Raw genomic sequence first — 24,792 nt, forward strand, 5'->3', positions numbered from 1 at the left:
GCTCCTTCCGATCAGTGGGTGGCCGTGGCCGAGCGTGAGCGGGCCCGTCGGGGATGCCGTGCCCGGCGGCGCAGCAGGCGGATGAGCAGGCGTGCCCAGTCGTCGTCGGTGGAGACCCGGAGGTGGTCCGCACCGGCGGCCCGGACGGCCTCCGCGTTGTGCTCGCGCAGCGACCGCATCGCCTCGGCGTACGCCGCCCGCAGCCGCGGGTCGGAGGTGTCGGCCTCGTGCTGACGGCCGGTCTCCGGGTCGAGGATCGTGACGTGGCCGACGGCGGGCAGGTCGAGCTCGCGAGGGTCCACGATCTCGACGACGATCACATCGTGGCGCGCGGTGAGCCGCCGCAGCGGCGACTCCCAGTCGAAGGTCCGCTCCCAGGACCCGTCCGCGGGCAGCAGATCGGACACGATCACCCGCAGTCCCGGGATCCGGGCGCGCCGGCCCAGCTCGACCAGCGCTGCGGCGAAGGTGGGACCGGTCGTCGCCGCCTCGGCCGTACGCGGCGAAGGTGGCTCCGTGGTCAGCAGCCGACGGGCGACGCGGCGTCCGGTGGTGGGCGGGCGCCAACGTACGCCGCCAGAATCGAGGATCCCGAGACCGACCCGGTTGCCGGGGCCGTCGGCCACGATGCCGATCGCGGAGACGGTCGCCTCGGCGACCTCGACCTTCTCGGCGAGCGCGGTCCCGAAGGCCATGCTGGGGGTGCGGTCGACCAGGACCCAGGTCTCGAGCTCGTGCTCGGCCTGGGTGAGCCAGACGTGCGGATCGCCCAGACGGGCGGTGGCGTTCCAGTCGATGCGGCGTACGTCGTGGCCGGGGGAGTAGGGGACCAGCTCCTCGGCGTCGCTGCCCGGCCCGAGCCGCAGTCCGGCGGTCTCGCCCTGGAGCAGCCCGCTCACTCGCCGCTGGACGGTCAGGTCCAGCCTCCGGAAGGCGCCGTCGGGCGAGCGCCGTGCCGGGTTCACGAGGCCAGCTCCGCATCGGGCGCAGGCTCGGCGGTCTCGGAGTCGTCGTCGCTCGGCGTCGCCCGCGGTTGCGGGACGACGGCGAGGACGGCGTCCACGACGGCGCGGGGGTCGACCCCGTCGGCCTCGGCGTCGAAGGTGAGCACCAGCCGGTGGGCCAGGATGTCGCCGGCCAGGTCGGCGACATCGCCGGGCAGCACGTAGTCGCGCCCGCGCAGCAGCGCCAGGGCGCGACCTGCGGTGATGAGACCGAGGCTGCCACGTGCGCTGACGCCGTAGGCCAGCAGCCCCTCGAGGTGGCGGAGCCCGTAGGCATGCGGCGTACGCGTCGCCATGACGAGCTTGACCGCGTACTGCGCGACGGTGTGATGGACGAAGACCTGGTCCGCTCGTGACTGCAGGTGTCGCAGCGCGGTGGCGTCGAGGATCTGCTCGGCGTGTGGTGGCTGGGTCCCCATCCGCTGGATGATGGTCATCTCCTCGAGCTCGTCGACGTGGCCGACGTCGACCTTGAGCAGGAAGCGGTCGCGCTGGGCCTCGGGCAGCCGGTAGACGCCGTCGTTCTCGATCGGGTTCTGGGTGGCGAGGACGAGGAACGGGTCGGGCAGGCGGTGGCTGGTGCCACCGATGCTGACCTGGCGCTCCGCCATCGCCTCCAGCAGCGCCGACTGCACCTTGGCCGGGGCCCGGTTGATCTCGTCGGCGAGGACGAGGTTGGCGAAGACCGGTCCCAGCTCGGTGTCGAACTGCTCCGCCGATGGCCGCCAGACCCGGGTGCCGACGATGTCGGAGGGCATCAGGTCCGGGGTGAACTGGAGCCGGGCGAACGAGCCGCCGACGACGTCGGCGAGGGTGCGTACAGCCAGGGTCTTGGCGACGCCGGGCACACCCTCGAGCAGCACATGGCCGCGGGCGAGCAGCCCGACCAGCATCCGCTCGATCATCAGGTCCTGCCCCACGACGACGCGCTTGACCTCGAACAGCACCCGCTCGAGGACGGCACTCGTCCCGATGTCGGACCGGATCGGCTCGGTGATCGGCTGCTTCTGCTCTGGCTCCCACATGGGGGACCTCCCTGGCTGGCTGTGTCCTGGCTCTGTCCTGGATGGCTCTGCTGAGCACCGATCACATCGAAGAGGGGCGAAAACCAGCGGAAACGGCACCGAAAGCGATCCGAAAGAGCTGGGCGGAACCGATACCGAGCGATTACTTCCTACGCATGGGCGCCGGCCCGGCCACGCGCTACCGTTCTTGAGCGTGAGGGTCTTGATCGTCGAGGACCAGGCGGGCCTGGTCAGCGCCCTGCGGGTCGCGCTGCAGCGGGAGGGGTACGCCGTCGACGGGGCCGGATCGGTTGCCGACGCGCTGGAGAAGCTCGGCGTGAACGCCTACGACCTCGTCGTCCTGGACATCAATCTGCCCGACGGCAGCGGCTTCGAGGTGGCCGCGGCGCTGCGTACGGGGGATCTGGAGATCCCCGGCGAGGAGGCACCGCGGATCCTGATGCTCACCGCCCGCAACCGTCTCGACGACCGGGTCCGCGGCCTCGACGTCGGTGCCGACGACTACCTGACCAAGCCGTTCGAGCTGGCCGAGCTGACCGCTCGGCTGCGCGCGCTGCTGCGTCGGCCGAGCAGCGATGGCTCCGCCGTGCTGACGCACGGGCCGATCCGGCTCGACACCGCGCGGCAGCTGGCGCGGCGGGGCGACCGCGAGCTCGGCCTGACGCTCAAGGAGTTCTCCGTCCTGCGCTACCTGATGTCCCGGCCCGCCTACATCGTCTCGGCCGAGGAGCTCCTGGAGCACGTGTGGGACGAGAACGCCGATCCGTTCACCCAGACCGTGCGGGTCACCGTCGGCACGCTGCGCCGCAAGCTCACCGTCGGTGAGGAGGCGCCGGCCCTCGAGACCGTCGTCGGCCGCGGCTATCGGCTTCGGGATCTGCCCGAGCTGGACCGGGGCGTGACCGCATGAGTGAGGGCCGGCTGGCGCGGGTGCCCCGCTGGCTCCGTACGGTGCGGGTGCGGCTGACCCTGACGTACTCCTCGCTCCTGTTCGGCGTGACCGCGCTGCTCCTTGCCGGGGTCTACCTCGCGGTCTCCAGCAGCATCAGCGCCGCGCCGCTGGACCCGGTGACGGTCAAGAAGTTCGAGACCGAGGACGGCCACATCGTCTACAAGCCGGGCCAGGAGTTCCAGGCCGCGGACTTCGCCGACGTCCAGGAGGCGGTCAACTACGCCTCGCTCCAGACGCTGCGCAACTACTCGATCATCGCGCTGATCGTGATGTTCGTGCTCAGCCTGGCCATCGGCTGGTGGGTGGCCGGTCGCGCGCTGCGGCCGGTCGGCGCGATCACCCGCACCGCCCAGGAGATCAACGCTTCCGACCTCACCCGGCGCATCGGCGCGACCGGGCCGCACGACGAGCTGCGTACGCTCGCCGACACCATCGACTCCATGCTCGCCCGCCTTGACCGGGCGTTCTCCGACCAGCGCCGGTTCGTCGAGGACGTCTCCCACGAGCTGCGCAACCCGGTCTCGCTCATCCACACCAACGTCGAGGCCGTCCTCGCCAACGAACGCTCCACGATCCCCGAGCGGCGCGAGGCCAGCCTGGTCGTGCTCCAGGCGACCCGCCGGATGCGGCGCCTCATCGAGGACCTGCTGGCCATCGCCCGCAGCCGATCGGAGGCCTTCACCGACCGTCAGGTCGACCTGGCCGGAGTCGTCACCGCTGCCGTTCGGGAGTACCGGCTGCCGGCGGAGGCACGCGGCCTCAGCGTGGTCGAGCGCAGCCACGGTGGACCGGTCGTCGTCGGCGACCCCGACGCGCTGCAGCGCGTCATGGCCAACCTGCTGTCCAACGCGGTCAGACTCGCCCCGGCCGGCTCCACCCTCACGGTCGGCATGGGCAGCCGCGACGGCTGGGCCTGGGCCGCGGTCGCCGACGAGGGACCGGGGATCGACGAGGCGAACCAGGAACGTGTCTTCGACCGGTTCTACCGCGGGAACGGTACGTCCGGCGACGACGCGGTCACCGACGGGTCGGGCCTCGGCCTCTCCATCGCCCGCCAGATCGCCGAGAGCCACGAAGGCCGGCTCGTCCTGGTCAGCCACGGGAGGGCCGGGAGCACCTTCGTGCTCTGGCTCCCCGACCACGCCATGAACCGTTCGGCAGGGCGCACCGACTCGCCACCAGAAGGCGACCCGCTGCTGGGGCTGCCCGCCGACCCACCGCTTGAGGAGTGAGCATGAGAACAGCAACGACGTGGCCTGGCGTACGAGCTCTTGCCCCTGTGGTTCTGCTCGGAGCCGTCACCAGCGCCTGCATGAACGTCACGGTCCAGGTGGACCCGGCGCCCACGCCACCCACCAAGCCGACGACCTACTACGGCACGGTCGAGACGGTCGAGGAAGCCCGCTGGTCGACGACGTACGCCGACGACCCGACGTACGAGACGTACGAGACGTGGGACGACTGCTGGGCGAGCTGAACCGCCGCTACCGCTTCCCGAGCAGCTGGCGTGCCATCACCACGCGCTGGATCTGGTTGGTGCCTTCGTAGATCTGGGTGATCTTGGCGTCGCGCATCATGCGTTCGAGGGGGAAGTCCTGGGTGTAGCCGGCTCCACCGAGGAGCTGGACGGCGTCGACGGTGATCTCCATGGCGGTGTCGCTGGCGAAGCACTTGGCGGCTGCCCCGAAGAAGGACAGGTCGCCGGCGTCCCGCTGGGACTTGGCGGCGGCGACGTAGACGAGCTGGCGGGCGGCCTCGAGCTTCATGGCCATGTCGGCGAGCATGAACTGGATCCCCTGGAAGTCGGCGATGTGCTTGCCGAACTGCTGGCGCTCCTGGACGTAGGCCAACGCGTGGTCGAGCGCGCCCTGGGCGATGCCGACGGCTTGGGCGGCGATCGTGATGCGGGTGTGGTCCAGGGTGCGCAGGGCGAGCTGGAGGCCGGTGCCGGGTTCGCCGATGATGCGGTCGTCAGGCAGGTAGACGGCGTCGAACATCAGCTCGCAGGTGGGGGAGCCCTTGATGCCCAGCTTCTTCTCGGGTGCGCCGATGGTGAACCCCTCGTCGCCCTTCTCCACGACGAAGGCACTCACGTTGGATCCGCGCCGGCCGTCGGGATCGGTGACGGCGAGGACCGTGTAGTAGTCGGAGACACCTGCGTTGCTGATCCACGACTTCTGGCCGCTCAGCACCCAGTGGTCGCCGTCGCGGACGGCGCGGGTCTTCATGGAGGCGGTGTCGGAGCCGGCCTCGCGCTCGGAGAGGGCGTAGGAGAACGTCGAGGTGCCGGCGGCGAGCGGCGGGAGGTATCGCTGGTTGAGGCTCTCGGAGCCGGCCAGGATGAGCGGGAGGCTGCCGAGCTTGTTGACCGCGGGGATCAGGGAGGAGGAGGCGCACACGCGAGCGACCTCCTCGATGATGATGCAGGTCGCCAGGGCGTCGGCGCCCTCGCCGCCGTACTCCTCGGGCACGTGCGCCGCGTGGAGGCCGGAGGCGACGAGCGCGTCGTAGGCCTCGGTCGGGAACCGCGCGTCGGCATCGACCTCTGCGGCGTACGGAGCGATCTTGTTCGCCGCGATCGCACGCACGGCCTCGCGCAGGTCGAGGTGGTGGTCGGCGAGCTCGAGGTAGGGAAAGTCGTCGGACATGGTGCCTCCTTGATCGATGGCTTGGGTCAGTAGTGGTAGAAGCCGCGGCCGGTCTTGCGGCCCAGCAGACCGGCGTCGACCATGCGCGCGAGGAGCGGGGGCGGGGCGTAGAGCGGCTCCTTGAACTCCTCGTAGAGCGACTCGGCCACGGCCTTGGTCGTGTCCAGCCCGATCAGGTCCGCCAGCGCCAGCGGTCCCTGCGGGTGGGCCGCGCCGCGGACGAGGCCCTGGTCGATGTCCTCGGCGGTCGCGAACCCGGACTCCAGCATCCGGATCGCGGAGAGCACGAACGGGATCAGCAGCGCGTTGACCACGAAGCCCGCACGGTCCTGGGAGTCGATGGGGTGCTTGCCGAGGTCGTTCTCGACGAACGTACGTACGCGGTCGGCGGTCTCCGGCGCGGTCAGCAGGCTGGGCACGAGCTCGACCAGGGAGAGCACGGGGACCGGGTTGAAGAAGTGCAGCCCGATCACCTGCGCGGGCCGCTCGGTGGCGACCGCGAGCTTCATGATCGGGATGGAGGAGGTGTTGGAGGCCAGTACGGCCTCGGGGTCGGCGACGATGGCGTCGAGCCGGGTGAACAGCGCGGTCTTGGCGGCCTCGTCCTCGACGATCGCCTCGATGACCAGGTCGCGGTCGGCGAGCGCTTCGAGGTCGCTGCCGACGGTGATGCGCTCCAGCACCGCGGCGGCGTCGCTGACCTTGCCGCGCTGCTCGGCGCGTTCGAGGGAGGCCCGTAGCCGGTCGAGGCCGGCCTCGGCGGCCGCGGGGTTGGCGTCGATGAGGACGACGTCCTTGCCGGCGCGCGCGGCGACCTCGGCGATGCCGGCCCCCATCAGTCCGGCACCGACGACGCCGACGCGGTTGAACCCGTTCATGTGCAGCCTCCTATGTGTTGGTACGCCGTACCTTATAGACGGAACGGCGTACCAACAAGTAGGTTCAGGTCATGAGCGAGAAGCCTCGATCAGCGACGACGAAGGATCGCCTGGTCGCCGCGGCGTACGAACTGTTCGAGGAACGCGGCTTCGACGCGACGACAGCCGAGGACATCGCGCGTCGCGCCGGCGTCGGGCGTACGACCTTCTTCCGCGCGTTCGGGTCCAAGGACGACGTGATCTTTCCCGAGCACGACCTGCTGCTCGGTCGCATCGACGAGCGTCTGGCCGCCGCGACCCCAGCGACGCGCGCCGTCGCGCTGAGTGAGGCGGCGCGCGTGGTGCTGCGTCACTACCTCGACGAGGGGGAGCTGGCGCGAGCGCGCTACCGCCTGGTCGGCTCGGTGCCAGCCCTACGTGCCCGTGAGACGGGTGGCATCCAGCAGTACCAGCGGCTGTTCGCACGCTGGCTTCGGGAGTGGATGTCCCACCTGCCTGACGGACATCTGCGCGCCGATCTGCTGGCGGCCGACCTCGTGACCGCCCACAACTACGTGCTCCGGCGCTGGCTCCGGGACCAGACCTCCGATCCCGAGAGCGAGTTCGACCAGGCGATGCGGGTCGCCCTCGAGCGCTATCAGCCCTCAGGGCTCGAGCCGTCCTCCACCGTGGTCGTGCTGCGCACCTCGGCCACGCCCGCCGCCATCCAGGCGCAGCTGCAGCCCCTGCTGGACGAGGAAGCGCCCTGAGCCGAGAGGCACGTCGGTCTATCGGGTGGTGATCTCCGCGAACGGCAGCGGGCAGCAGTCGCTGCTCGCGCACTCGTGCAGGTCGTCGCAACCGGCGTCGAGGGCTGCGCGGAGGTTGTCCCGGATCGCCGTGAGGTCCGCCATCCGGGCCTCGACCTCGACCAGCTTGGCTCGAGCGCGCGTCTGGAGTCCGGAGTCGCGCCCTCGCCGGCGGCCGACCTCGATCAGGTCGGCGACTTCGTCGAGGGTGAACCCGAGACGCTGGGCGGCTTTGATGATCCGCAGAGTCTGCACGGCTCGTTCGTCATAGAGCCGATGCCCGCCCGGACTTCGGTCCGGCTGATCGATCAGCCCGCGGCGTTCGTAGTACCTCAACGTCTCCTTGTTCACGCCGGCCGCCCGGGCGACGTCGGCGATCCGCAGGCTCATGCCGACAGCTCCTGGGCTCGTTCGGCCAGGGCGTCCAGGATCTCCCGACGGTCGGGCGGCACCGAGATGCCGAGGGTGAGGTCCTGGTCGGTGCCCTCGATGGTGAAGGTGAAGAACGAGCAGCACGCGGTCTCGCGGGCGGCGAGGTCGCGGACGCGCTCGAGGAGCCCCTCCGTGCCGGTGAGCTGCATGAGTACGCCGTCGCCGCGGCGCAGAACGCCGCGGACCGACGTGGCGAACAGGTCGTCGAACTCCGCCAGTCGTAGCGGGCGCTCAGCGGTCGGCAGCGTGCACGCGTCGGTGGTCAGCAGGTTCTCCATACCCACCACGGTAAACCTGGACCTTGGTACAGGTTGCAAGCCCAGCCTGCCGGCGTCGCTCAGCGGGTGGCCAGGACGAGCGCGTACGCCTCCTCCGGATCGGTCCACCAGCGAAGGTCGCCGAAGCCCGCCGTGGCGAGCTCGCGGGCGGCGCTGCTGCGACGGAACTTGCAGGACAGCTCGGTGAGGAGCTCTTCACCTTCGTCGAACTTGATGACGAGCTCGAGCTCGCTCAGCTCCACGCGGGCGGAGTCCTGCGCGACGAGGCGCATCTCGATCCGCTCCTCGTCGGCGTTCCACCGCGCCAGGTGCCGGAACCCGTCGAGATCGAAGTCGGCGCCCAGGCTCTGGTTGAGAACGCGCAGCGCGTTGAGGTTGAACTCGGCGGTCACGCCGGCGGAGTCGTCGTAGGCGGCGACCAGCTGACCGGGGTCCTTGACCAGGTCCAGCCCGAGCAGCAGACCCTCCCCGGGCTGCATGGCGGCGGCGACCGATCCCAGGAACCGCTCGCGGCCGGGGCGGTCGTAGTTGCCCAGCGTGCTGCCGAGCAGCGCGATCAGCCGGCGTCCCGGGATCGGCAGCTGCCCGAGATGCTGGTCGAAGTCGGCGACGACACCGTGCAGCGCGAGCCCCGGCCGCTCCTCGGCGAGCGCGTCCATCGCCTGGGTGAGCGCGCTGGCGCTGACATCGACGGGAACGTACGTCGTCAGCCGGCCGGTCCGAGTCAGCGCGTCGAGCAGGAGCCGGGTCTTCTCCGAGGAACCGGACCCGAGCTCGAGAAGCACCTCGGCGTCGGAGGCCTCGGCGATCTCCCGGGCATGCTCGGTCAGCAGCGCTCGCTCGGTGCGGGTCGGGTAGTACTCCGGCAGCCGGGTGATCTCCTCGAACAGCTCCGAACCCCGTTGGTCGTAGAAGTACTTCGGCGGGAGCCACTTCGGCGACGCGCTCAGGCCGGTGCGGGCGTCCTCCGCAAGGCTCCGACGCAGGTCCTCGGCGGTCAGCAGGGTGGTGAGGTCGGTGCTGTCGAGGGTCACGCGAGGTTCTCCTTCGGGTTGTGAAGCGGCGTGTCGAGTCGCCACCAGGTGGGCCCGCACGGACTGAGGACGCCGATGGTGCGCGGCGGGATGGAGGTGGACGGGGCGCCCGGGAGCGGACGGCCGCTGACGACGTACTCCCAGGACGCCGGCTCGACCAGGTAGCCGCCCTCGTCACCGGTCAGCAGGGCAAGCTCCTCCCCGTCGCTGAGAAGAACGGAGAAGCCGCCGACCGCTATCTCGTTGGCGATCTGGACCACGGCAGAGCCGATCGGCAGGCGTTCCTGCTGCGCCTTGTCGAGGATGAGCGTCCAGGAGTCGTCGATCGTGCCGCTGACCGCGGCGGTCCATGGACCGAGTCGCAGCGGAGCGGGGCAGTAGTCGTGATCACAGGCCCAGTCGACGTGGGTGTGGGGTGGTCCGAGGATGCCGCGATGGGCACAGGTGACGGCAGCCGACCAGGTCACGCACGACGCCCGTCGTCGGCGAGCCGGAGCCCGGTGACGGGCCAGCGCGCACCAGGCGGGAAGAAGTTGCGGTACGAGGCTCGGGTGTGTCCCGGCGGGGTGAGCGCACAGCCGCCACGGAGCACCATCTGGCTCGACATGAACTTTCCGTTGTACTCACCGATCGCTCCGGCGGCGGGGTGGAAGCCCGGGTAGGGCAGGTACGCCGAGGAGGTCCACTCCCAGCAGTCCCCGAAGAGCTGTCGCAGGCCGCCGGTCGCGGGGCCGGCCGCACGTGGGTGGAAGCTGTCCCGGTCGGCGAGGTTGCCGGCCACCTCGTACGTCCGGGCAGCGTGCTCCCACTCGGCCTCGGTGGGCAGGCGCTTGCCTGCCCAGGTGGCGTACGCATCGGCCTCGTAGTGGCTCAGGTGGCAGACCGGCAGCCCCGGGTCGAGCGGAGACGTGCCGTGCAGGGTGTGCTCGAACCACTCTCCGTCGAGGTCGCGCCAGTAGAAGGGCGCCTCCCAGCCCTCGGCGTTGACCCGCGCCCAGCCGTCGGAGAGCCACAGCTCCGGGCGCCGGTAGCCACCGTCGGCCATGAACTCCAGCCACTCGCCGTTGGTGATCAGCCGGTCGGCGAGCCGGTACGGCTCCAGCCACTGCTGATGCCGTGGCAGCTCGTTGTCGAAGCAGAACCCACCACCCTCGGACCCGATCTCGACCAGGCCGCCGTCGAGGTCGACCCACCCCAGCCGGTCGGTCCCGCCGGCCGCGACCGGACGCCCGGCGTAGGTCGGCTGCAGCGGGTTGAGCGAGAGCACGTGCTTGATGTCCATCAGCAGCAGCTCCTGGTGCTGCTGCTCGTGATGGAAGCCGAGCTCGATGGTCGGGGCGAGCTTGGCGAAGGTGCCCTCGTCCACGCGGTCGAGCAGGTCCCGGACCCGGTCGTCGACGTTGCGGCGGTAGTCGCCGACCTCGTACGCGCCGGGGCGGCTGATCACGCCGCGCATCGGCCGCGCGTACCTCGGCCCGACCTGCTCGTAGTAGCTGTTGAAGAGGAACCAGTACTTGTCCTGGAACGGTGTGAAGCCGGGCTCGTTCTCGGCCAGCACGAAGGTCTCGAAGAACCAGGTCACGTGGGCGCGATGCCATTTGGTGGGGGAGACGTCCGGCATCGACTGGACCGTCTGGTCCTCGGGGGAGAGGGGTGCGGCGAGGCGTTCGGTGTCGGCCCGGACTTCGTCGAAGCGGGTGATCGCAGTGGTCGTGTCCATCTCACGTCTCCTGACGGTGGAGGGTCGAGTACGGCGAGTGCTACGAACTACTCTGCCTGGTCGCCCAACCCGCGCCACGCGGTTTTAGCGGTGCCGCACACCGGGGCCATACCGGCCCCGGTGTGCGGCAACCGACGTCACCGTTCGCGTGTCAGCAGACGGCGTCTGCGGATGAATCGCAGGCGCTGAGGATCCGCTTGGTGACCTCGTCGACCTCCCCGAGGCCGTCGACCTCGACGATGAGCCCGCGCTCGCGGTAGGCGTCGATGAGCGGCGCCGTCTGCTCGAGGTAGATCTCCTGACGACGGCGGATGATGTCCTCGGTGTCGTCGGCTCGGCCCTCCGTCTGGGCACGCTGCAGCAGCCGCTCGACCACCTCGTCCTCGTCGACGACGAGGCTGATGACGCCATCGATCTCGTGGCCGGCGGGCCTGATCATCCCGTCGAGCTCCTCGACCTGTGCGAGCGTGCGGGGATAGCCGTCGAGAAGGAAGCCGCTGGCTGCGTCGGGCTCGCCGATCCGGTCGCGGACCATGTTGTTGGTGATCTCGTCCGGCACGTACTCGCCGGCGTCCAGGTAGCGCTTGGCCTCCAGGCCGAGTGGTGTGGCCAGCGATACGTTGGCGCGGAAGATGTCGCCGGTGGAGATGGCCGGGATGCCGAAGTGCTGGGCGAGGTGCTTGGCCTGAGTTCCCTTACCGGCGCCCGGCGGGCCCATGATGATGATCCGCATCAGCGACCCGCCATGGTCGCGGGCTCGCCCGCGGCACGTTGCGCGCACGACCGGCACATCTCGGGAGACGTCATGTTGATCGGGAGCTCCCAGAACGTGTACCAGAGCGCGGTCGGCTCTCCGCAGGCCGTTCGCTGGGAGCCGTTCCTCCGGATGTGTACGGTCCCCCACGGCGATCGGTCGCGAGAGTGCCGCGGCTGTGTCTGCGGCGCCGTTGCCAGCCACTGCATGCTCACGTTGCCGCGTGACTGGGGCCTGGGGAGAGTCGCAGGCGCTGGTGTCATCACAGGTCCCTTCAGCTACTTGATCTCGGCGATGACGGCGCCGTTGGTGACGGTTTCGCCCACGGTGGCGTTGAGTCCGGTGATGGTGCCGGCCTTGTGGGCTTTGAGGGGTTGTTCCATCTTCATGGCTTCGATGACCACGACGACGTCGCCCTCGGCGACCTGTTGGCCTTCGTCGACGGCGATCTTGACGATGGTGCCCTGCATCGGGGAGGTGACGGAGTCGCCCGAGGCGGCGGCTCCGGTCTTCTTGGCCGACCGCTTGGGCTTCTTCGCCGCACCCGCACCGCCGCCGGCGGTGGTGAGGCCGCCGAGCCCGGCGGGGAGGGAGACGTTGAGGCGTTTGCCGCCGACCTCGACCACGACGGTCTGACGCTCGCCCGCCTCCTCGGCCTCGCCGGCGGTGCCGGCGTACGGGGTGATCTGGTTGTCGAAGTCGGTCTCGATCCAGGTCGTGTAGACCTCGAAGGACCCGTTCTCCGCGGTGTAGGCCGGGTCGTCCACGACGGCCTGGTGGAACGGGATCACGGTCGGCATCCCGTCGACCTTGAACTCGGCCAGGGCACGACGCGAACGCTCCAGTGCCTGCTCACGCGAGGTACCGGTGATGATCAGCTTGGCGATCAGGGAGTCGAAGGCGCCCGGGATGGTCTCGCCCTTCTCATAGCCCCCGTCGAGGCGGACACCCGGCCCGGCCGGGGGTGCCCATTCGGTCAGGGTGCCCGGCGCCGGCATGAAGTTGTTGCCGCCGTCCTCGGCGTTGATGCGGTATTCGATGGAGTGGCCGCGGACCTCGGGGTCGTCGTAGCCGAGCTCCTCGCCGGCGGCGATGCGGAACATCTCCCGGACCAGGTCGAGGCCGGTGACTTCCTCGGAGACGCAGTGTTCGACCTGGAGGCGGGTGTTGACCTCGAGGAAGGAGATGGTGCCGTCGGCGGCGACCAGGAACTCACAGGTCCCGGCGCCGACGTAGCCGGCCTCGCGCAAGATGGCCTTGGAGGACTCATAGAGCCGTTTGTTCTGTTCCTCGGTCAGGAACGGTGCGGGGGCTTCCTCGACCAGTTTCTGGTGGCGGCGCTGCAGGGAGCAGTCCCGGGTGGAGACCACGACCACGTTGCCGTGGGTGTCGGCCAGGCACTGGGTCTCGACGTGGCGGGGCTTGTCGAGGAACTTCTCCACCAGACACTCACCCCGCCCGAAGGCACCGACGGCCTCGCGGACCGCGGACTCGTACAGGTCGGGGATCTCCTCCAGGGTGCGGGCGACCTTGAGGCCGCGGCCACCGCCGCCGAAGACGGCCTTGATCGCGACCGGCAGGCCGTACTCCTGGGCGAAGGCGACGATCTCGGAGGCGTCCTTGACCGGGTCCTTGAGCCCCGGCGCCAACGGCGCCCCGGCCTTGAGCGCGATCTGCTTGGCCTTGGCCTTGTCACCCAGCGCGTCGATGGCTTCGGGGGAGGGCCCGATCCAGGTCAACCCAGCGTCGATGACCGCGGTGGCGAAGTCGGCGTTCTCGGCCAGGAACCCGTACCCGGGGTGGACCGAGTCCGCACCCGACTGCTTGGCGACGTCGAGGATCTTCTCGATCGAGAGGTACGACTCCGCCGGGGTCGCGCCACCCAGGGCATAGGACTCATCGGCCAGCCGCACGAACAGCGCGTCACGGTCGGGCTCGGCATAGATCGCGACCGACCCGATCCCGGCGTCCTTGCATGCACGGATCACTCGAACCGCGATCTCACCGCGGTTGGCGATCAAAACCTTTGTCAGTTCAGGCACGGTGTTCTGCTTTCTACGGTGTTCAGTTCGGAAGAGCGCTGGCGCGCCAGGCGCCGGGGCCGGGGTGGATGGGGGTACGCAGCTGCGGGGTGGCCCACAGGGAGCGGGGCTTCTTCTTCGGGGCCTCGCCGGCTGACCCCAGCGCTGCGAAGACGGCCACGATCGCGGCCACCTCTTCGGGGGTGGCGTTCTGGTCGATGACCTTGAGCAGAGGCTTCTGCTCGGCCTTCTGCTCGGTCGTCGGGTCCTCCGGCGCGGTCACAGCGGGATGTTCCCGTGCTTCTTGGCCGGCAGAGTCTCGCGCTTGGTACGCAGGAGACGGAGCGCGCGGGTGACTTCGGCGCGGGTTTCGTGGGGTGGGATGACCGCGTCGATGTAGCCGCGTTCGGCGGCGATGTAGGGGTTGGCCAGGGTGGTCTCGTACTCATCGATCAGCTCGGCGCGTTTGGCTTCGACGTCTCCGCCGGCGGCTTCGACCTCGGCCAGGGTGCGGCGGTGCACGATGTTGGCGGCGCCTTGGGCGCCCATGACCGCGATCTGGGCGGTGGGCCAGGCCAGGTTGATGTCGGCGCCGAGGTGTTTGGAGCCCATCACGTCATAGGCGCCGCCGTAGGCCTTGCGGGTGATGATGGTGACCAGGGGGACGGTGGCCTCGGCGTAGGCGTAGATCAGCTTCGCGCCGCGGCGGATGATGCCGTTGTGTTCCTGGTCGGTGCCGGGCAGGAACCCGGGCACGTCGACGAAAGTGATCACCGGGACGTTGAAGGCGTCGCAGGTACGCACGAACCGGGCGGCCTTCTCACTCGCGTCGATGTCGAGGCAGCCGGCGAACTGCATCGGCTGGTTGGCCACGATCCCGACCGGGCGGCCCTCGATGCGGGCGTAGCCGATGATGATGTTGGGTGCCCACAGCGGCTGGACCTCGAGGAACTCCTCATCATCGACAACATGGGAGATGACCTCGTGCATGTCGTAGGGCTGGTTCCCGCCATCGGGGATGAAGGTGTCCAGCTCCCGGTCCAGCCCGGTGATCTCCAGATCCGCGACCTCCTCGAACGCGGGCGGCTCTTCCATGTTGTTCGAGGGCAGGTAGGACAGCAACGCTTTGACGTAGTCGATGGCGTCGGCCTCATCAGCGCCCATGTAGTGGGCCACCCCGGACTTGGAGTTGTGCGCCAAGGCGCCGCCGAGCTCTTCCATGGTGATGTCCTCACCGGTGACGGTCTTGATCACGTCGGGGCCGGTGATGAACATGCCGGAGGTCTTGTCGACCATGATGGTGAAGTCGGTGACCGCGGGGGAGTAGACATGCCCGCCGGCACAGTTGCCCATGATCAGGCTGATCTGCGGGATCACCCCCGAAGCGTGGACGTTGCGTTTGAAGATCTCCCCATACAACCCCAGCGAGACCACGCCTTCTTGGATGCGGGCGCCGGCGCCCTCGTTGATCCCGATCAGCGGGGACCCGGTCTTGATGGCCAGGTCCATGATCTTGGTGATCTTCTCGCCATAGACCTCCCCCAGCGACCCACCGAAGACGGTGAAGTCCTGGGAGAAGACACACACCTGGCGGCCGTCGATGGTGCCGTACCCGGTCACCACCCCATCCCCGAACGGGCGGTTCTTCTCCAGCCCGAACGCGGTCGACCGGTGCCGGGCCAGCTCATCGACCTCCTGGAACGAGCCCTCATCGAGCAGCATCTCGATCCGCTCCCGGGCGGTCTGACGACCCTTCGCATGCTGCTTCTCCACCGCCTTGGCGGAACCAGCATGGACAGCCTCGTCAAGACGACGCTCCAGCTCGGCCAGCTTCCCGGCAGTCGTGTGCAGATCGATCTCGGCGCCCGAGGAATCGGGTGCGGTGGTGGGCTCGGCGCTCAACGGGACTCCTTGTGAACTTCAGTGTCAATGAGTGAGACTAAGTGTCATACGGCATGATGTCCAGGGATCGTTCCAAAAGGGAGAGTGATGGCAGCAGCGCGTGACGAGATCTCGGACGCGGCGTTCCGCCTGTTCGGGATCCAGGGGTACGCCGCCACCTCTGTCGACGACATCGCGTCCGAGGCCGGCGTCAGCCGCAGCACCTTCTTCCGCTCGTTCGGGTCCAAGGAAGCGGTGATCTTCCCCGACCACGATGAGATTCTCGGCCGGGTCGAAGAGCGACTCCGTTCCTCGCCCGCAGACGCCGGCCTCGCCGCTGTCACGGACGCGGTCAAGATCGTGCTGTTCCATTACGTCGCGGAGGGCGAGCGTGCGCGGGAGCGCTACGGGCTGACCTCCACCGTGCCAGCCCTCCGTGAGCGTGAGCTGGTGAGCGGTGCCCGCTACCAGCGCCTCTTCCGTCGCTACCTGAGCCACTGGGCCGACGCCTCGCCAGAGGCGGAGCTCCGTGCCGAGATGACGGCAGCGGCCGTCGTCGCGGCACACAACCGCGTGCTTCGCCGATGGCTCCGGCGAGAGTGCACCGACCCCCAGCGGGAGATCGAGCAGGCACTGGCCGCCGTCCATCGCACCTTCGCCGACGAGAGCGAGGCCTCGATCGGGATGCTCGTCGTTCCGGCCGGCGTACCTGCCTCTGCCGTGGAGAAGGCGGTCAAGAGGGCGCTGGAGGGCATCGCCGTCCGCAACCTCGATCAGTGACACCGGATCAGGCCGATGAAGCGGACGGGCTGGCCTGTAAGCCGGGGAGCATTCCCGTGCGAAGGGTTGGTGATGATTGGAGACGGAATTGCTCTGTTGAACTGGGAGAACGTGATGAGTATCGACGGTCGTCAGCTGTCCGGGGTGACTCTCGACCGGACAGTAACCGGACAGTAAGGGGCCTGGTCGCTGGTTCCGGCTGACTGAGTGCCCGCTATCGGGACACGTGATCCGGGGATGTTGTCACTGGCTGCTCGCGTGGGACGACCGCCGCCACTACGCCGACGAGTGCGTCGGTGTGGGTAGGTCTCGCCGCAATGGGGATCGGCGCCCCTGAAGCCCGCCGGTCTTGACGGGACAACACCGGCGGCTTCATCGCCCGCGAGTCCATCGACGACGCAGTGGAAGCCGACAACAGCGTCCACCTCGGCCCGGCGCATCCGAGTCGTCTGATCCTTCCGATCATCGATCGGGCACAGGCCTGATCCCGCGCCGCGTGCAAGCGTCGAGGCACGCGCGCCCTGACGCGAAAGAGGGGACGTATGCGCCTGATTGCCGATCGTCATCAGGTGCCGCAACGACCCGTCGCCTCTGTTCGGTCAGGGTGCGAGAAGCGCCCGTGCCATGACGAGCCTCTGAACCTGATTGGTGCCCTCGTAGATCTGGGTGATCTTGGCGTCACGCATCATGCGCTCGAGCGGAAAGTCGCGCGTGTAGCCGCACCCTCCAAGGAGCTGGACGGAATCGGTGGTGACCTGCATCGCGACATCGGAGGCGAAGCACTTCGCAGCAGCTCCGAAGAACGAGAGGTCGGCGTCGTTGCGCTCCGACTTCGCCGCGGCGACGTAGACCATGTTGCGTGCCGCCTCGAGCTTCATCCCCATGTCGGCGAGCATGAACTGAAGGCCCTGGAAGTCGGCGATCCGCTTGCCGAACTGCTTGCGTTCGCGCACGTAGTCGAGCGCGTGATCGAGGGCGCCCTGGGCGATGCCGACGGCCTGTGCGCCGATGGTCACTCGCGTGTGGTCCAGGGTCTGCAGGGCAAGCTTCAGTCCCTCACCCTCCCGGCCGACCATCCGATCCTCCGGGATCCGTACGTCGTCGAATCGGAGCTCGCGGGTCGGGGACCCCTTGATGCCGAGCTTCCGCTCCGGAGCACCGAACGTGAAGCCTTCGTCGTTGCGTTCCACCACGAAGGCGGTGACGTTCGCGCCTCGGCGCCCATCGGGGTCGGTGACGGCGAGGACGGTGTAATACTCGGCTGCGCTGGCGTTCGTGATCCACGACTTCTGGCCGTTGAGGACCCAGCCGTCGCCTGTTCGGATGGCGCGGCACTTCATGGCGGCGGTGTCGCTGCCGGCTTCGCGTTCAGAGAGCCCGTAGGCGAACAGCGCATCACCGCGCGCGACGGGAGGGAGGTACGTGGCCTTCAGCTCCTCCGACGCCCCCAGCAGCAGCGGCATCGTCCCCAGCTTGTTCACCGCAGGGATGAGCGAGGAGGAGGCACAAGCGCGGGCCACCTCCTCGATGACGATGCAGGTCGCGAGCGCGTCCGCGCCGGCACCTCCGTACTGCCCAGGAATATGAGGGGCGTGGAAGTCCCCGGCACGCAGCGCGTCGTACGCCGCCTGCGGGAAGGAGCTGGTCTCGTCGACCTGCGCCGCTTCGGGCGCGATCTTGCTCTCGGCAAGGGCGCGCACCGCCTCCCGGAGATAACCGTGCTCCTCGCTGATCCGGAACAGGTCGAAGTCGGTCGTACTCGTCATGGTCTGCCCACCTCAGTAGTTGTAGAAGCCGCGGCCGGCCTTGCGGCCGAGGAGGCCGGCGTCGACCATGCGGAGCAGCAGCGGGGGAGCGGCGTACAGGGGCTCCTTGAACTCCTCATAGAGAGAGTCCGCGACCGCCTTGGTGGTGTCGAGCCCGATCAGGTCTGCGAGGGCCAGCGGTCCCTGTGGGTGCGCGGCCCCGAGCACCAGTCCACGGTCGATGTCCTCAGCATCTGCGAAGCCCGACTCGAGCATGCGGATCGCCGACAGGATGAACGGGATCAGCAGTGCGTTGACCACGAAGCCGGCTCGGTCGGGGCAGTCGATCGCCTCCTTGCCGAGGACATCCTGGACGAACCTACGCGACCTCTCGGTGACGTCGGGCGAGGTGATCAGGGACGGGACGAGCTCGACGAGCTTGAGCACCGGGACAGGGTTGAAGAAGTGGATGCCGATCACGTTCTCAGGACGCGTGGTGGCGACGCCGAGCTTCATGATCGGGATCGATGAGGTGTTGGAGGCGAGGATCGCGTCTGGCGACTCGACGATCTTGTCGAGCTGAGTGAACAGGTCGGTCTTGGCCTGCTCGTCCTCGACGATCGCCTCGACCACGACCTCGCGGTCGGCCAGCGCGTCGAGCGAGATCTCGAGCCGGATCCGTTCCAGCACCGCGGCGGCCGAGCCGATCTTGCCCTTGTCCTCTGCGCGCTTCAGCGACTTCGTCAGACGTGCCTGTCCGGCCTCGGCCGCCGGCGCGCTCGACTCAACGACGACCACCTCCATCCCGGCTCGTGCCGAGACCTCCGCGATGCCCGCGCCCATCAGGCCGCAACCGACTACGCCGATCCTGTTCACTGTTCTGCTCTCTGTTGATCGAAGCGGGGATGGTCACACACGGGCAGCGGATCAGGACTTGCAGTGACTCACTTGCCTCTTGGACATCTCCCAGGACGTCCGACCAATAGAGCGGACCTGTCTGACAAGGTCAATGAAGTCCGCCATGACTCCACTCCGAGGGATGGCGAGTTCACCCCTGTGGAGGGAAGGTCACGCCCAGGCAACACATCTAGCGTCATGACGCGTGACGCGGCCCGTCCGGTCGCGTCGACAGCCTGTGACAGGAGCGAAACGATGGGTCGAATGCCAGATGATGTCATCAACCACGAGCTGAGCCTGGTGTGGCAACAGATCTTCACCTGGGCGAGCTGGGCGATCGTGGCGGTGATGCTCGCCATCGCCGTGACGATGTGGGTGCGACAGCGCACGCCGTTCTACCTGATCGCGTGCCTCGCTGCGGGCGTTGCCGCCTACGCCGAGCCCCTCTACGACGTGGCCTTCGACCTCTGGTTCTACGACGCCCACAACGGGGAGCCCGGCGCGATGTGGTCGCACTTCACGGCGTTCGGTGTGGTGCAGCCGAACTGGTCGCACAGCGGCTACGTCATCCTCTACGCCAGCGCCTGCCTCTATGCCGGCCGTCGGATCTACCAAGGCAGGCTGGGTGGCAAGGGGCTGTTCGTCATCTGGGCCGCCGAGATCGCCGCCTCGTGCGTCTTCGAGGTCATCGGCACCGGCACCGACGTCTACACCTACTACGGCCCGTACGAGCTTCGGATCTGGAACTACCCCCTGGTGATCGGCGTCCTCGAGGGCACCCAGGTCGTGCTCTTCACGATCGTCGCGGTGCACATCTGGCGCCGGGCCGAGTCCGCGTGGGGGCTCACCAGCCTGTTCATCGCCTTCCCGATGACCTTCTTCGCGGCCAACTTCGGGATCGGTGCGCCGATCATCATCGCGCTGCACCTCGATGGGGCCGAGTTTTCGCGCGGCCTCGTCTGGGCCGCCACGTTCCTGACCATCGCGATGTGCGCGGCGGTCGTGAACGGTCTGACGAGATTCCTGCCCGACCCGATCGGCTCCGGCGAGCCGGAGGTCGCTCCGGAGTCGGCATCGTCGGTGCGGGCCTGACCCGGGCCTGACGCACGATTCTGCAGGTCACGGCGAGCAAGAACACCCCGTCGGACGGTCAACCCCCCACTACGGGAGGACGCCCCGGAGGGCGGCGGAACCTACCTTTTGAACGAGGCCGGTATCCGGCCCCCGTCCGCCCAGTGGGCCCGATCAGGAGGTACACAGTTGAGTACGTTCAAGGATGCTGACGAGGTCTACGCCTTCATCGGCAAGGCCATGGAGGCTTGCGTCGTCGAGCCGAAGTTCGTCGAAGCCACCAAGGACGGCAATCTCGTCGTCCTGATCCAGCAGACCGACCCCGAGGCCTATGTCCTGGTCGACTTCCCGGGGCAGAAGGTCCTGACCGGGGATGCGGCGAAGGCGGCAGCCTCCACGGTCCAGCTCCGGATGAGCTCGGACAACGCCAACAAGTTCTGGCAGGGCAGGCTCAACTTCACCCTCGCCATGGCGCAGCGCAAGGTCAGGCTCGAGGGCAAAAGGACCACGGCGCTCGCGCTGCTTCCGCTGACCGACCCGATCTTCGAGACGTACAAGGCCATCCTCACCGAGGCCGGCCGCACCGACCTGCTCGTCGACTGACGGCCGGTCTCTCCACCCCTACCGGCAATCACAGAAGCAGGAGCCAACATGAGCGACAAGATGACCGAGGACGAGTTCGAGGGCGTGTTCGTCAAGGCCGAGGAGCTCTCGCAGTTCTTCCGCGAGATCGGCCCGAAGTACGACGAGGAGAACACGTTCGCGTTCCCCTCGATCGCGGCCTTCAAGAAGAGTGGCCTCGGAGCGTTGCCCGTGCCGAAGGAGTACGGCGGCCTCGGCGGTGACCTTCTCGACACGTCGAGGGTGGTCAGTGAGCTCTCGAAGGGCGACTCGGCCATCACCCTCGCCTACAACATGCACTACATCATGGTCGGCATCACGATGGGACTGATGAGCGAGACCCAGAAGAAGCACTGGCTCGGCAGGGTGGCTGACGGGGACATCATGTTCGGCCCGTTCTCCGAGCAACGCGCCGGCTTCAGCGGTCTCGCGGACATGAAGGCGGTCCCGCAGCCCGAGGGTGGCTGGAAGCTCTACGGCAAGAAGGTGTGGGGCACGCTCTGCGAAGCCTCCGACATCGTCACGACCAATGCGACGATCACCGACGCCGACGGCAACCTGCCCGAGGACTTCGAGGAGCGCGTCAATGCCGAGTCGTTCTTCATCGGCGACTTCAAGGTCGACGAGAACGGTCAAGGAGATGGCGTCCGTATCGAGAAGACCTGGAACGCGCTGGGCATGCATGCCACCGGCACCCAGACCATCATCTTCGACGGCTACTACGTGCCCCAGGACGGCTTCATCTGCGAGTGGCGCTCGGGCGCCTTCGGGGTGCTCGAGTGGGCGTCGCTGATGTTCGCCAGCATCTACCTGGGCATGCAGGCACGCATCCTCGAGGAGTCGCGTGCGGTCCTCTCCAAGAAGACCCTGGGCGCGGTGTTCGGCGCGGTCGTCGCATCGGACGTCAAGGTCTCCGGGGTGGGACACATCATCGACGGCATCGGCGACATGGCCTCACGCTACGAGCTCTCCCGTCGTGTGCTCTACCGCACCTGCACCGAGGTCTCGGAGGGGTACGACGACAACTGGCCGATCGAGCTGCGCTTCCCCTACATCGGTCTGGCCAAGACGTTCATCGCCGAGAACGTCATGCACATGAGCAAGCACGCCATGAGCATGGTGGGCGGGTCGTCGTTCAAGAAGGGTGCCATCTTCGAGCGCCTCTACCGCGACTCGGCTGCCTCCATGTTCCAGCCGCTGAACGCCGATCAGTCCCGCACCTACATCGGCGAGGTCCTGCTCGCCCCGGAGGAGCTCGAAGACTGAGCTCTCGTCCCGGATGACCCGACCATTCTCGTGGTCGGGTCATCGGTGCGTTGCGGCGCCCTCAGCCGTCACCGTCGTCATCGAAGGAAGCCTCCAGGTGGTGGCTGGCACTCCGACGGGGTGCGCTGATCATCCCGTGGTGTGAGGTGCCGGAGGCGTGGCCGCTCCTATGTTCGTGATGTGAGGAACGACACCTCAGCGTCGTACCTCTCGACAGATCCCCGATGGAGGAGAGCTCATGAACTATCAGTTCGCAATCAAGTGGCTGAAGGCTTTCCGCGACGACGCAGAGACCATCTGCAAGCTGTACGCGGACGACTTCGTCTTCGAGGACCCGATCCTCGACCAGTACCAGATCAACGACAAGGGCGACCTGCACCGCCTGTTCACGCTGTACGCCAACAAGGACCGCAGCAACGGCCTGGGCGTCCACAACTTCCGCATCCGCGGCTACGAGGGGGACCACAAGAGTGGTCTCATCCGGTGGGAGTGGCAGCCCGAGGACTGCGCCAACTTCATGGGACTGGACGTGGCCGGCAAGCCCTTCTGGACGCAGGGCCACACCTTCCACATCTACAACGATGAGGGGCGAATCGTGCGCGAGTCGTCCTGGTGGGACTTTGGGTCGATCCTCCGCCAGATCGGATACCCGGGTATCGAGAAGCCGCAGTTCATCGCCAAGACCGCCGTTTCAGCCTGAAGGAGACCTGACATGACCGACCTCGAATTCGCCAAGCGCTGGGCCTACACCCGGCAGAACGACCTGGACGCTCACCGCGAGCTCTACGCCGCCGACCAGCTCTTCTCGATCGAGTTCCGCAACGTGGACGACCACCTCGAGGACACGATCACCAAGGACGAGGAGTTCCACGCCGGCCTCGAGCGCTTCACCAACAAGGACGAGACGAACGGGCAGGGCGTCCAGACCATCACCGTGACCGAGGCCATCCCCGGCAACGGCCACGTGCTGATCCACTGGGACTGGGAGCTCCGCGGAGCGGACAACTACATCGGCGTGCCGACCGCTGGCAAGACACTTCGGACCGACGGCTCGACGTTCCTGCAGTTCGATGACGCGGGCAAGATCATCCTCGACTCGTCGTTCCTCAACGAGCCGCCGATCCTCGCGGAGCTGGGTGTGCCGATCATCCGGCCGCACTACTGGAAGGCGGACTTCGACCCGGCGTCCCTGGGCTGAGTCACGATCCAGGCCGGTGGCCGGAGACCGAGAGGTCTCCGGCCACGAGTCATTTCGCTCCCTGTGAGGTGGGTCACCCCATGGGAGGGGCCTGTTCCTCCCCTGAGGTGTCGCCCACGTCACACCGCCAGACCTAGGTTCGGAGGACCGCGGTGGTGGCCGGCAAAGAGCACCTGGTCACCACCGCGCGACCAACACCAGTAGCGACGATGCAGCAGAGAGCAGGGGCCATGTGGGGCACGATGCCAGACGTCCTGGACAGGGCGTGCGGGTACTACACGAACTCCGAGGCCGTCGTCGACGGAGACCGGCGGATCACCTACGGCGAGCTGCGCGACTGGTCCAACCAGATCGCCAACGCATTGGTCTCCCTCGGCGTGCGGAAGGGTGAGCGCGTCGGGCTGCTGCTCCCCAACACGTTGGAGTTCATCCCGAGCCAGCACGGCATCTGGAAGGCCGGCGCGGTCCTCGTGCAGATGCCCGGTCGGGCGGCAGCCGCCGTCCACCGCGCCAACCTCGACCAGACCGAGGCCACCACGCTGATCTACCACTCCTCGTTCGACGCCGTGGTCGAGGAGATGCGGGCCGACCTGCCGAAGCTTGGTCGCTTCATCCGCGTCGGCGGCGACGTCGACTCCTCCGCTGACCACGCGTTCGAGGCCTTGGTGTCCGGTCAGCCGACCGAGCGGCCCGACGTCGCGCTGGACGAGCACGACGAGGCGTACGTGCTCTTCACCTCCGGCAGCACCGGCGAGCCCAAGGGCGTCGTCCAGTCCCACTTCACCTGGTGTCACTACAGCATCACCGCCGGCCTCGAGATCGGTGACATCCAGCAGGGGGAGGTCTTCGCGCACGGCGCCCCGCTGACCCACTTCACCCAGATCTTCGTCCACCCGACGTTCCTGCGGGGAGGCACCAACGTGATGCTGCCGGGGCTCGAGGTCGACACGCTCCTCTCCGCCGTCGAGCGCGAGAAGGTCACGGCGACCGCGGTCGTTCCGACGATCATCTACATGCTGGTGGACCACCCGAAGCGTGACTCCTACGACCTCTCGTCGCTGCAGACGATGATCTACGCGGGTTCGCCCATCGCCCCCGACCGCCTCAAGGACGCGCTCGAGGTCTTCGGCCCGATCTTCATCCAGACATACGCCGGCACCGAGCCCGGATACGTGTCCTGCCTGCGCAAGACCGACCACCGGGTCGACACCGACGAGGACGTCAGGCGACTGGCATCCGGCGGCCGTCCGCTGCCGTTCACCCAGGTCACCATCCAGGACGAGGAGGACAACGTCCTCCCGGTCGGCGAGATCGGCGAGATCTGCTCCAAGCAGCTCGGCCAGATGCTCGGGTACGTCGACGCGTCGCGCAACGCCGAGGCGCTCCGTGGCGGCTGGGTGCACACAGGCGACATCGGCCGGCTCGACGACGACGGCTTCCTCTACCTGGTCGACCGCAAGAAGGACATGGTCGTCAGCGGCGGGTTCAACGTCTTCCCGCGCCAGGTCGAGGACGTGCTCCTCGAGGACGCCGACGTCGCACAGGTCGCCGTCGTCGGCATCCCGCACGAGAAGTGGGGCGAGGCGGTGCACGCCTTCGTCGTCGTCAAGGACCGCAGCACCGCCGGCGACGAGCTGGTGGCGCGGCTGAAGGCTCGGGTGAAGGCGGCCCTGGGGGCGGTCTCGGCGCCCAAGACCGTCGACTTCCTCGACGAGCTGCCCGTCAACCCCGCCGGCAAGGTCGACAAGAAGACCCTGCGGGCTCCCTTCTGGCAGGGCCGCGACCGCCAGGTCGGCTGA

26 protein-coding genes are annotated in these 24,792 nt (G+C 68.1%); 11 read left to right on the forward strand and 15 right to left on the reverse strand.

What is annotated here, in order from left to right; all coding sequences use genetic code 11:
• Positions 1 to 11 precede the first annotated feature (11 nt).
• Both ACW14X_RS24655 and ACW14X_RS24660 read right to left on the reverse strand, forming a co-directional pair.
• Positions 12 to 965: a DUF58 domain-containing protein gene (locus ACW14X_RS24655; RefSeq protein ID WP_457163662.1), complete on the reverse strand. Its 954-nt coding sequence runs from the start codon at positions 963 to 965 to the stop codon at positions 12 to 14.
• Positions 962 to 2,029 (reverse strand): AAA family ATPase, encoded by a 1,068-nt coding sequence (locus ACW14X_RS24660; protein WP_457163663.1) that lies wholly within the window; start codon positions 2,027 to 2,029, stop codon positions 962 to 964. The genes ACW14X_RS24655 and ACW14X_RS24660 overlap by 4 nt, the downstream gene beginning before the upstream one ends.
• A gap of 193 nt (positions 2,030 to 2,222) precedes the next feature.
• Between ACW14X_RS24660 and ACW14X_RS24665 the strand changes: the two genes are divergently transcribed.
• Genes ACW14X_RS24665 through ACW14X_RS24675 form a run of 3 tightly spaced genes read left to right on the forward strand, consistent with a single transcriptional unit; the run spans position 2,223 to position 4,458 of the window.
• Positions 2,223 to 2,939: a response regulator transcription factor gene (locus tag ACW14X_RS24665; protein WP_160022094.1), complete on the forward strand. Its 717-nt coding sequence runs from the start codon at positions 2,223 to 2,225 to the stop codon at positions 2,937 to 2,939.
• Positions 2,936 to 4,213, forward strand: coding sequence for a sensor histidine kinase (locus ACW14X_RS24670; protein ID WP_457163664.1), 1,278 nt, complete (start codon positions 2,936 to 2,938; stop codon positions 4,211 to 4,213). The genes ACW14X_RS24665 and ACW14X_RS24670 overlap by 4 nt, the downstream gene beginning before the upstream one ends.
• Before the next feature lie 2 nt (positions 4,214 to 4,215).
• Positions 4,216 to 4,458, forward strand: a complete 243-nt coding sequence (locus ACW14X_RS24675) for a hypothetical protein (RefSeq protein ID WP_160022098.1) — start codon at positions 4,216 to 4,218, stop codon at positions 4,456 to 4,458.
• A 7-nt stretch (positions 4,459 to 4,465) separates the two neighbouring features.
• Here ACW14X_RS24675 and ACW14X_RS24680 read toward each other — a convergent pair whose 3' ends face one another.
• A complete protein-coding gene (locus ACW14X_RS24680) occupies positions 4,466 to 5,629 on the reverse strand; it encodes an acyl-CoA dehydrogenase family protein (protein ID WP_160022100.1) in 1,164 nt (387 codons plus the stop codon).
• 26 nt (positions 5,630 to 5,655) lie between these two features.
• On the reverse strand, positions 5,656 to 6,507 hold the full coding sequence (locus ACW14X_RS24685) for a 3-hydroxybutyryl-CoA dehydrogenase (RefSeq protein ID WP_160022102.1): 852 nt from the start codon (positions 6,505 to 6,507) through the stop codon (positions 5,656 to 5,658).
• A 71-nt stretch (positions 6,508 to 6,578) separates the two neighbouring features.
• On the opposite strand from ACW14X_RS24685, the gene ACW14X_RS24690 reads away from it, so the two are divergent.
• Positions 6,579 to 7,256 carry a TetR family transcriptional regulator gene (locus ACW14X_RS24690; protein WP_457163665.1) on the forward strand — a complete coding sequence of 226 codons (678 nt, stop codon included), beginning with the start codon at positions 6,579 to 6,581 and terminating at the stop codon, positions 7,254 to 7,256.
• Positions 7,257 to 7,274: 18 nt separating this feature from the next.
• Here the strand turns inward: ACW14X_RS24690 and ACW14X_RS24695 are convergent, their stop codons facing one another.
• The 9 genes from ACW14X_RS24695 to ACW14X_RS24735 form a co-directional block, all read right to left on the reverse strand.
• Positions 7,275 to 7,685, reverse strand: a complete 411-nt coding sequence (locus tag ACW14X_RS24695) for a MerR family transcriptional regulator (RefSeq protein ID WP_457163666.1) — start codon at positions 7,683 to 7,685, stop codon at positions 7,275 to 7,277.
• Entirely contained in the window at positions 7,682 to 8,005 is a 324-nt protein-coding gene (locus ACW14X_RS24700; RefSeq protein WP_457163667.1) for a hypothetical protein, read from the reverse strand. Before ACW14X_RS24700 ends, ACW14X_RS24695 begins: the two co-directional genes overlap by 4 nt.
• A 59-nt stretch (positions 8,006 to 8,064) precedes the next feature.
• The gene (gene egtD / locus ACW14X_RS24705) at positions 8,065 to 9,039 is read right to left on the reverse strand and encodes an L-histidine N(alpha)-methyltransferase (RefSeq protein WP_457163668.1); all 975 of its coding nucleotides are present in this window, start codon (positions 9,037 to 9,039) and stop codon (positions 8,065 to 8,067) included.
• Entirely contained in the window at positions 9,036 to 9,506 is a 471-nt protein-coding gene (locus ACW14X_RS24710; protein WP_457163669.1) for a hypothetical protein, read from the reverse strand. The genes egtD and ACW14X_RS24710 overlap by 4 nt, the downstream gene beginning before the upstream one ends.
• On the reverse strand, positions 9,503 to 10,759 hold the full coding sequence (egtB, locus tag ACW14X_RS24715) for an ergothioneine biosynthesis protein EgtB (RefSeq protein WP_457163670.1): 1,257 nt from the start codon (positions 10,757 to 10,759) through the stop codon (positions 9,503 to 9,505). The genes ACW14X_RS24710 and egtB overlap by 4 nt, the downstream gene beginning before the upstream one ends.
• Before the next feature lie 151 nt (positions 10,760 to 10,910).
• On the reverse strand, positions 10,911 to 11,492 hold the full coding sequence (locus ACW14X_RS24720) for an adenylate kinase (protein ID WP_457166086.1): 582 nt from the start codon (positions 11,490 to 11,492) through the stop codon (positions 10,911 to 10,913).
• Between the two features lie 299 nt (positions 11,493 to 11,791).
• Positions 11,792 to 13,555 (reverse strand): acetyl/propionyl/methylcrotonyl-CoA carboxylase subunit alpha, encoded by a 1,764-nt coding sequence (locus ACW14X_RS24725; RefSeq protein WP_457163671.1) that lies wholly within the window; start codon positions 13,553 to 13,555, stop codon positions 11,792 to 11,794.
• Between the two features lie 22 nt (positions 13,556 to 13,577).
• A complete protein-coding gene (locus ACW14X_RS24730; RefSeq protein ID WP_457163672.1) occupies positions 13,578 to 13,817 on the reverse strand; it encodes an acyl-CoA carboxylase subunit epsilon in 240 nt (79 codons plus the stop codon).
• Positions 13,814 to 15,436 carry an acyl-CoA carboxylase subunit beta gene (locus ACW14X_RS24735; RefSeq protein WP_457163673.1) on the reverse strand — a complete coding sequence of 541 codons (1,623 nt, stop codon included), beginning with the start codon at positions 15,434 to 15,436 and terminating at the stop codon, positions 13,814 to 13,816. The genes ACW14X_RS24730 and ACW14X_RS24735 overlap by 4 nt, the downstream gene beginning before the upstream one ends.
• Positions 15,437 to 15,523: 87 nt before the next feature.
• Here ACW14X_RS24735 and ACW14X_RS24740 point away from each other — a divergent pair, with 87 nt between their 5' ends.
• On the forward strand, positions 15,524 to 16,195 hold the full coding sequence (locus ACW14X_RS24740) for a TetR/AcrR family transcriptional regulator (protein WP_160022120.1): 672 nt from the start codon (positions 15,524 to 15,526) through the stop codon (positions 16,193 to 16,195).
• A 599-nt stretch (positions 16,196 to 16,794) separates the two neighbouring features.
• Here the strand turns inward: ACW14X_RS24740 and ACW14X_RS24745 are convergent.
• Positions 16,795 to 17,961 (reverse strand): acyl-CoA dehydrogenase family protein, encoded by a 1,167-nt coding sequence (locus ACW14X_RS24745; protein ID WP_008357930.1) that lies wholly within the window; start codon positions 17,959 to 17,961, stop codon positions 16,795 to 16,797.
• A gap of 12 nt (positions 17,962 to 17,973) precedes the next feature.
• Complete coding sequence (locus ACW14X_RS24750) at positions 17,974 to 18,816, reverse strand: 3-hydroxybutyryl-CoA dehydrogenase (protein WP_008357928.1); 843 nt, start codon at positions 18,814 to 18,816, stop codon at positions 17,974 to 17,976.
• A 285-nt stretch (positions 18,817 to 19,101) separates the two neighbouring features.
• On the opposite strand from ACW14X_RS24750, the gene ACW14X_RS24755 reads away from it, so the two are divergent.
• The 6 genes from ACW14X_RS24755 to ACW14X_RS24780 all read left to right on the forward strand — a co-directional run bounded on the left by ACW14X_RS24755 (position 19,102) and on the right by ACW14X_RS24780 (position 24,792).
• Positions 19,102 to 19,929, forward strand: a complete 828-nt coding sequence (locus ACW14X_RS24755; protein ID WP_457163674.1) for a hypothetical protein — start codon at positions 19,102 to 19,104, stop codon at positions 19,927 to 19,929.
• 168 nt (positions 19,930 to 20,097) lie between these two features.
• Positions 20,098 to 20,511, forward strand: a complete 414-nt coding sequence (locus ACW14X_RS24760) for an SCP2 sterol-binding domain-containing protein (protein WP_008357925.1) — start codon at positions 20,098 to 20,100, stop codon at positions 20,509 to 20,511.
• Between the two features lie 48 nt (positions 20,512 to 20,559).
• Positions 20,560 to 21,795 (forward strand): acyl-CoA dehydrogenase family protein, encoded by a 1,236-nt coding sequence (locus ACW14X_RS24765; RefSeq protein WP_008357923.1) that lies wholly within the window; start codon positions 20,560 to 20,562, stop codon positions 21,793 to 21,795.
• 238 nt (positions 21,796 to 22,033) lie between these two features.
• Entirely contained in the window at positions 22,034 to 22,495 is a 462-nt protein-coding gene (locus ACW14X_RS24770; protein WP_008357921.1) for a nuclear transport factor 2 family protein, read from the forward strand.
• 12 nt (positions 22,496 to 22,507) lie between these two features.
• Positions 22,508 to 22,993, forward strand: a complete 486-nt coding sequence (locus ACW14X_RS24775; RefSeq protein WP_008357920.1) for a nuclear transport factor 2 family protein — start codon at positions 22,508 to 22,510, stop codon at positions 22,991 to 22,993.
• Positions 22,994 to 23,235: 242 nt separating this feature from the next.
• Positions 23,236 to 24,792 carry an AMP-binding protein gene (locus tag ACW14X_RS24780; protein WP_457163675.1) on the forward strand — a complete coding sequence of 519 codons (1,557 nt, stop codon included), beginning with the start codon at positions 23,236 to 23,238 and terminating at the stop codon, positions 24,790 to 24,792.

The sequence above is a fragment of the Nocardioides sp. YJ-D4 genome (assembly GCF_054031495.1).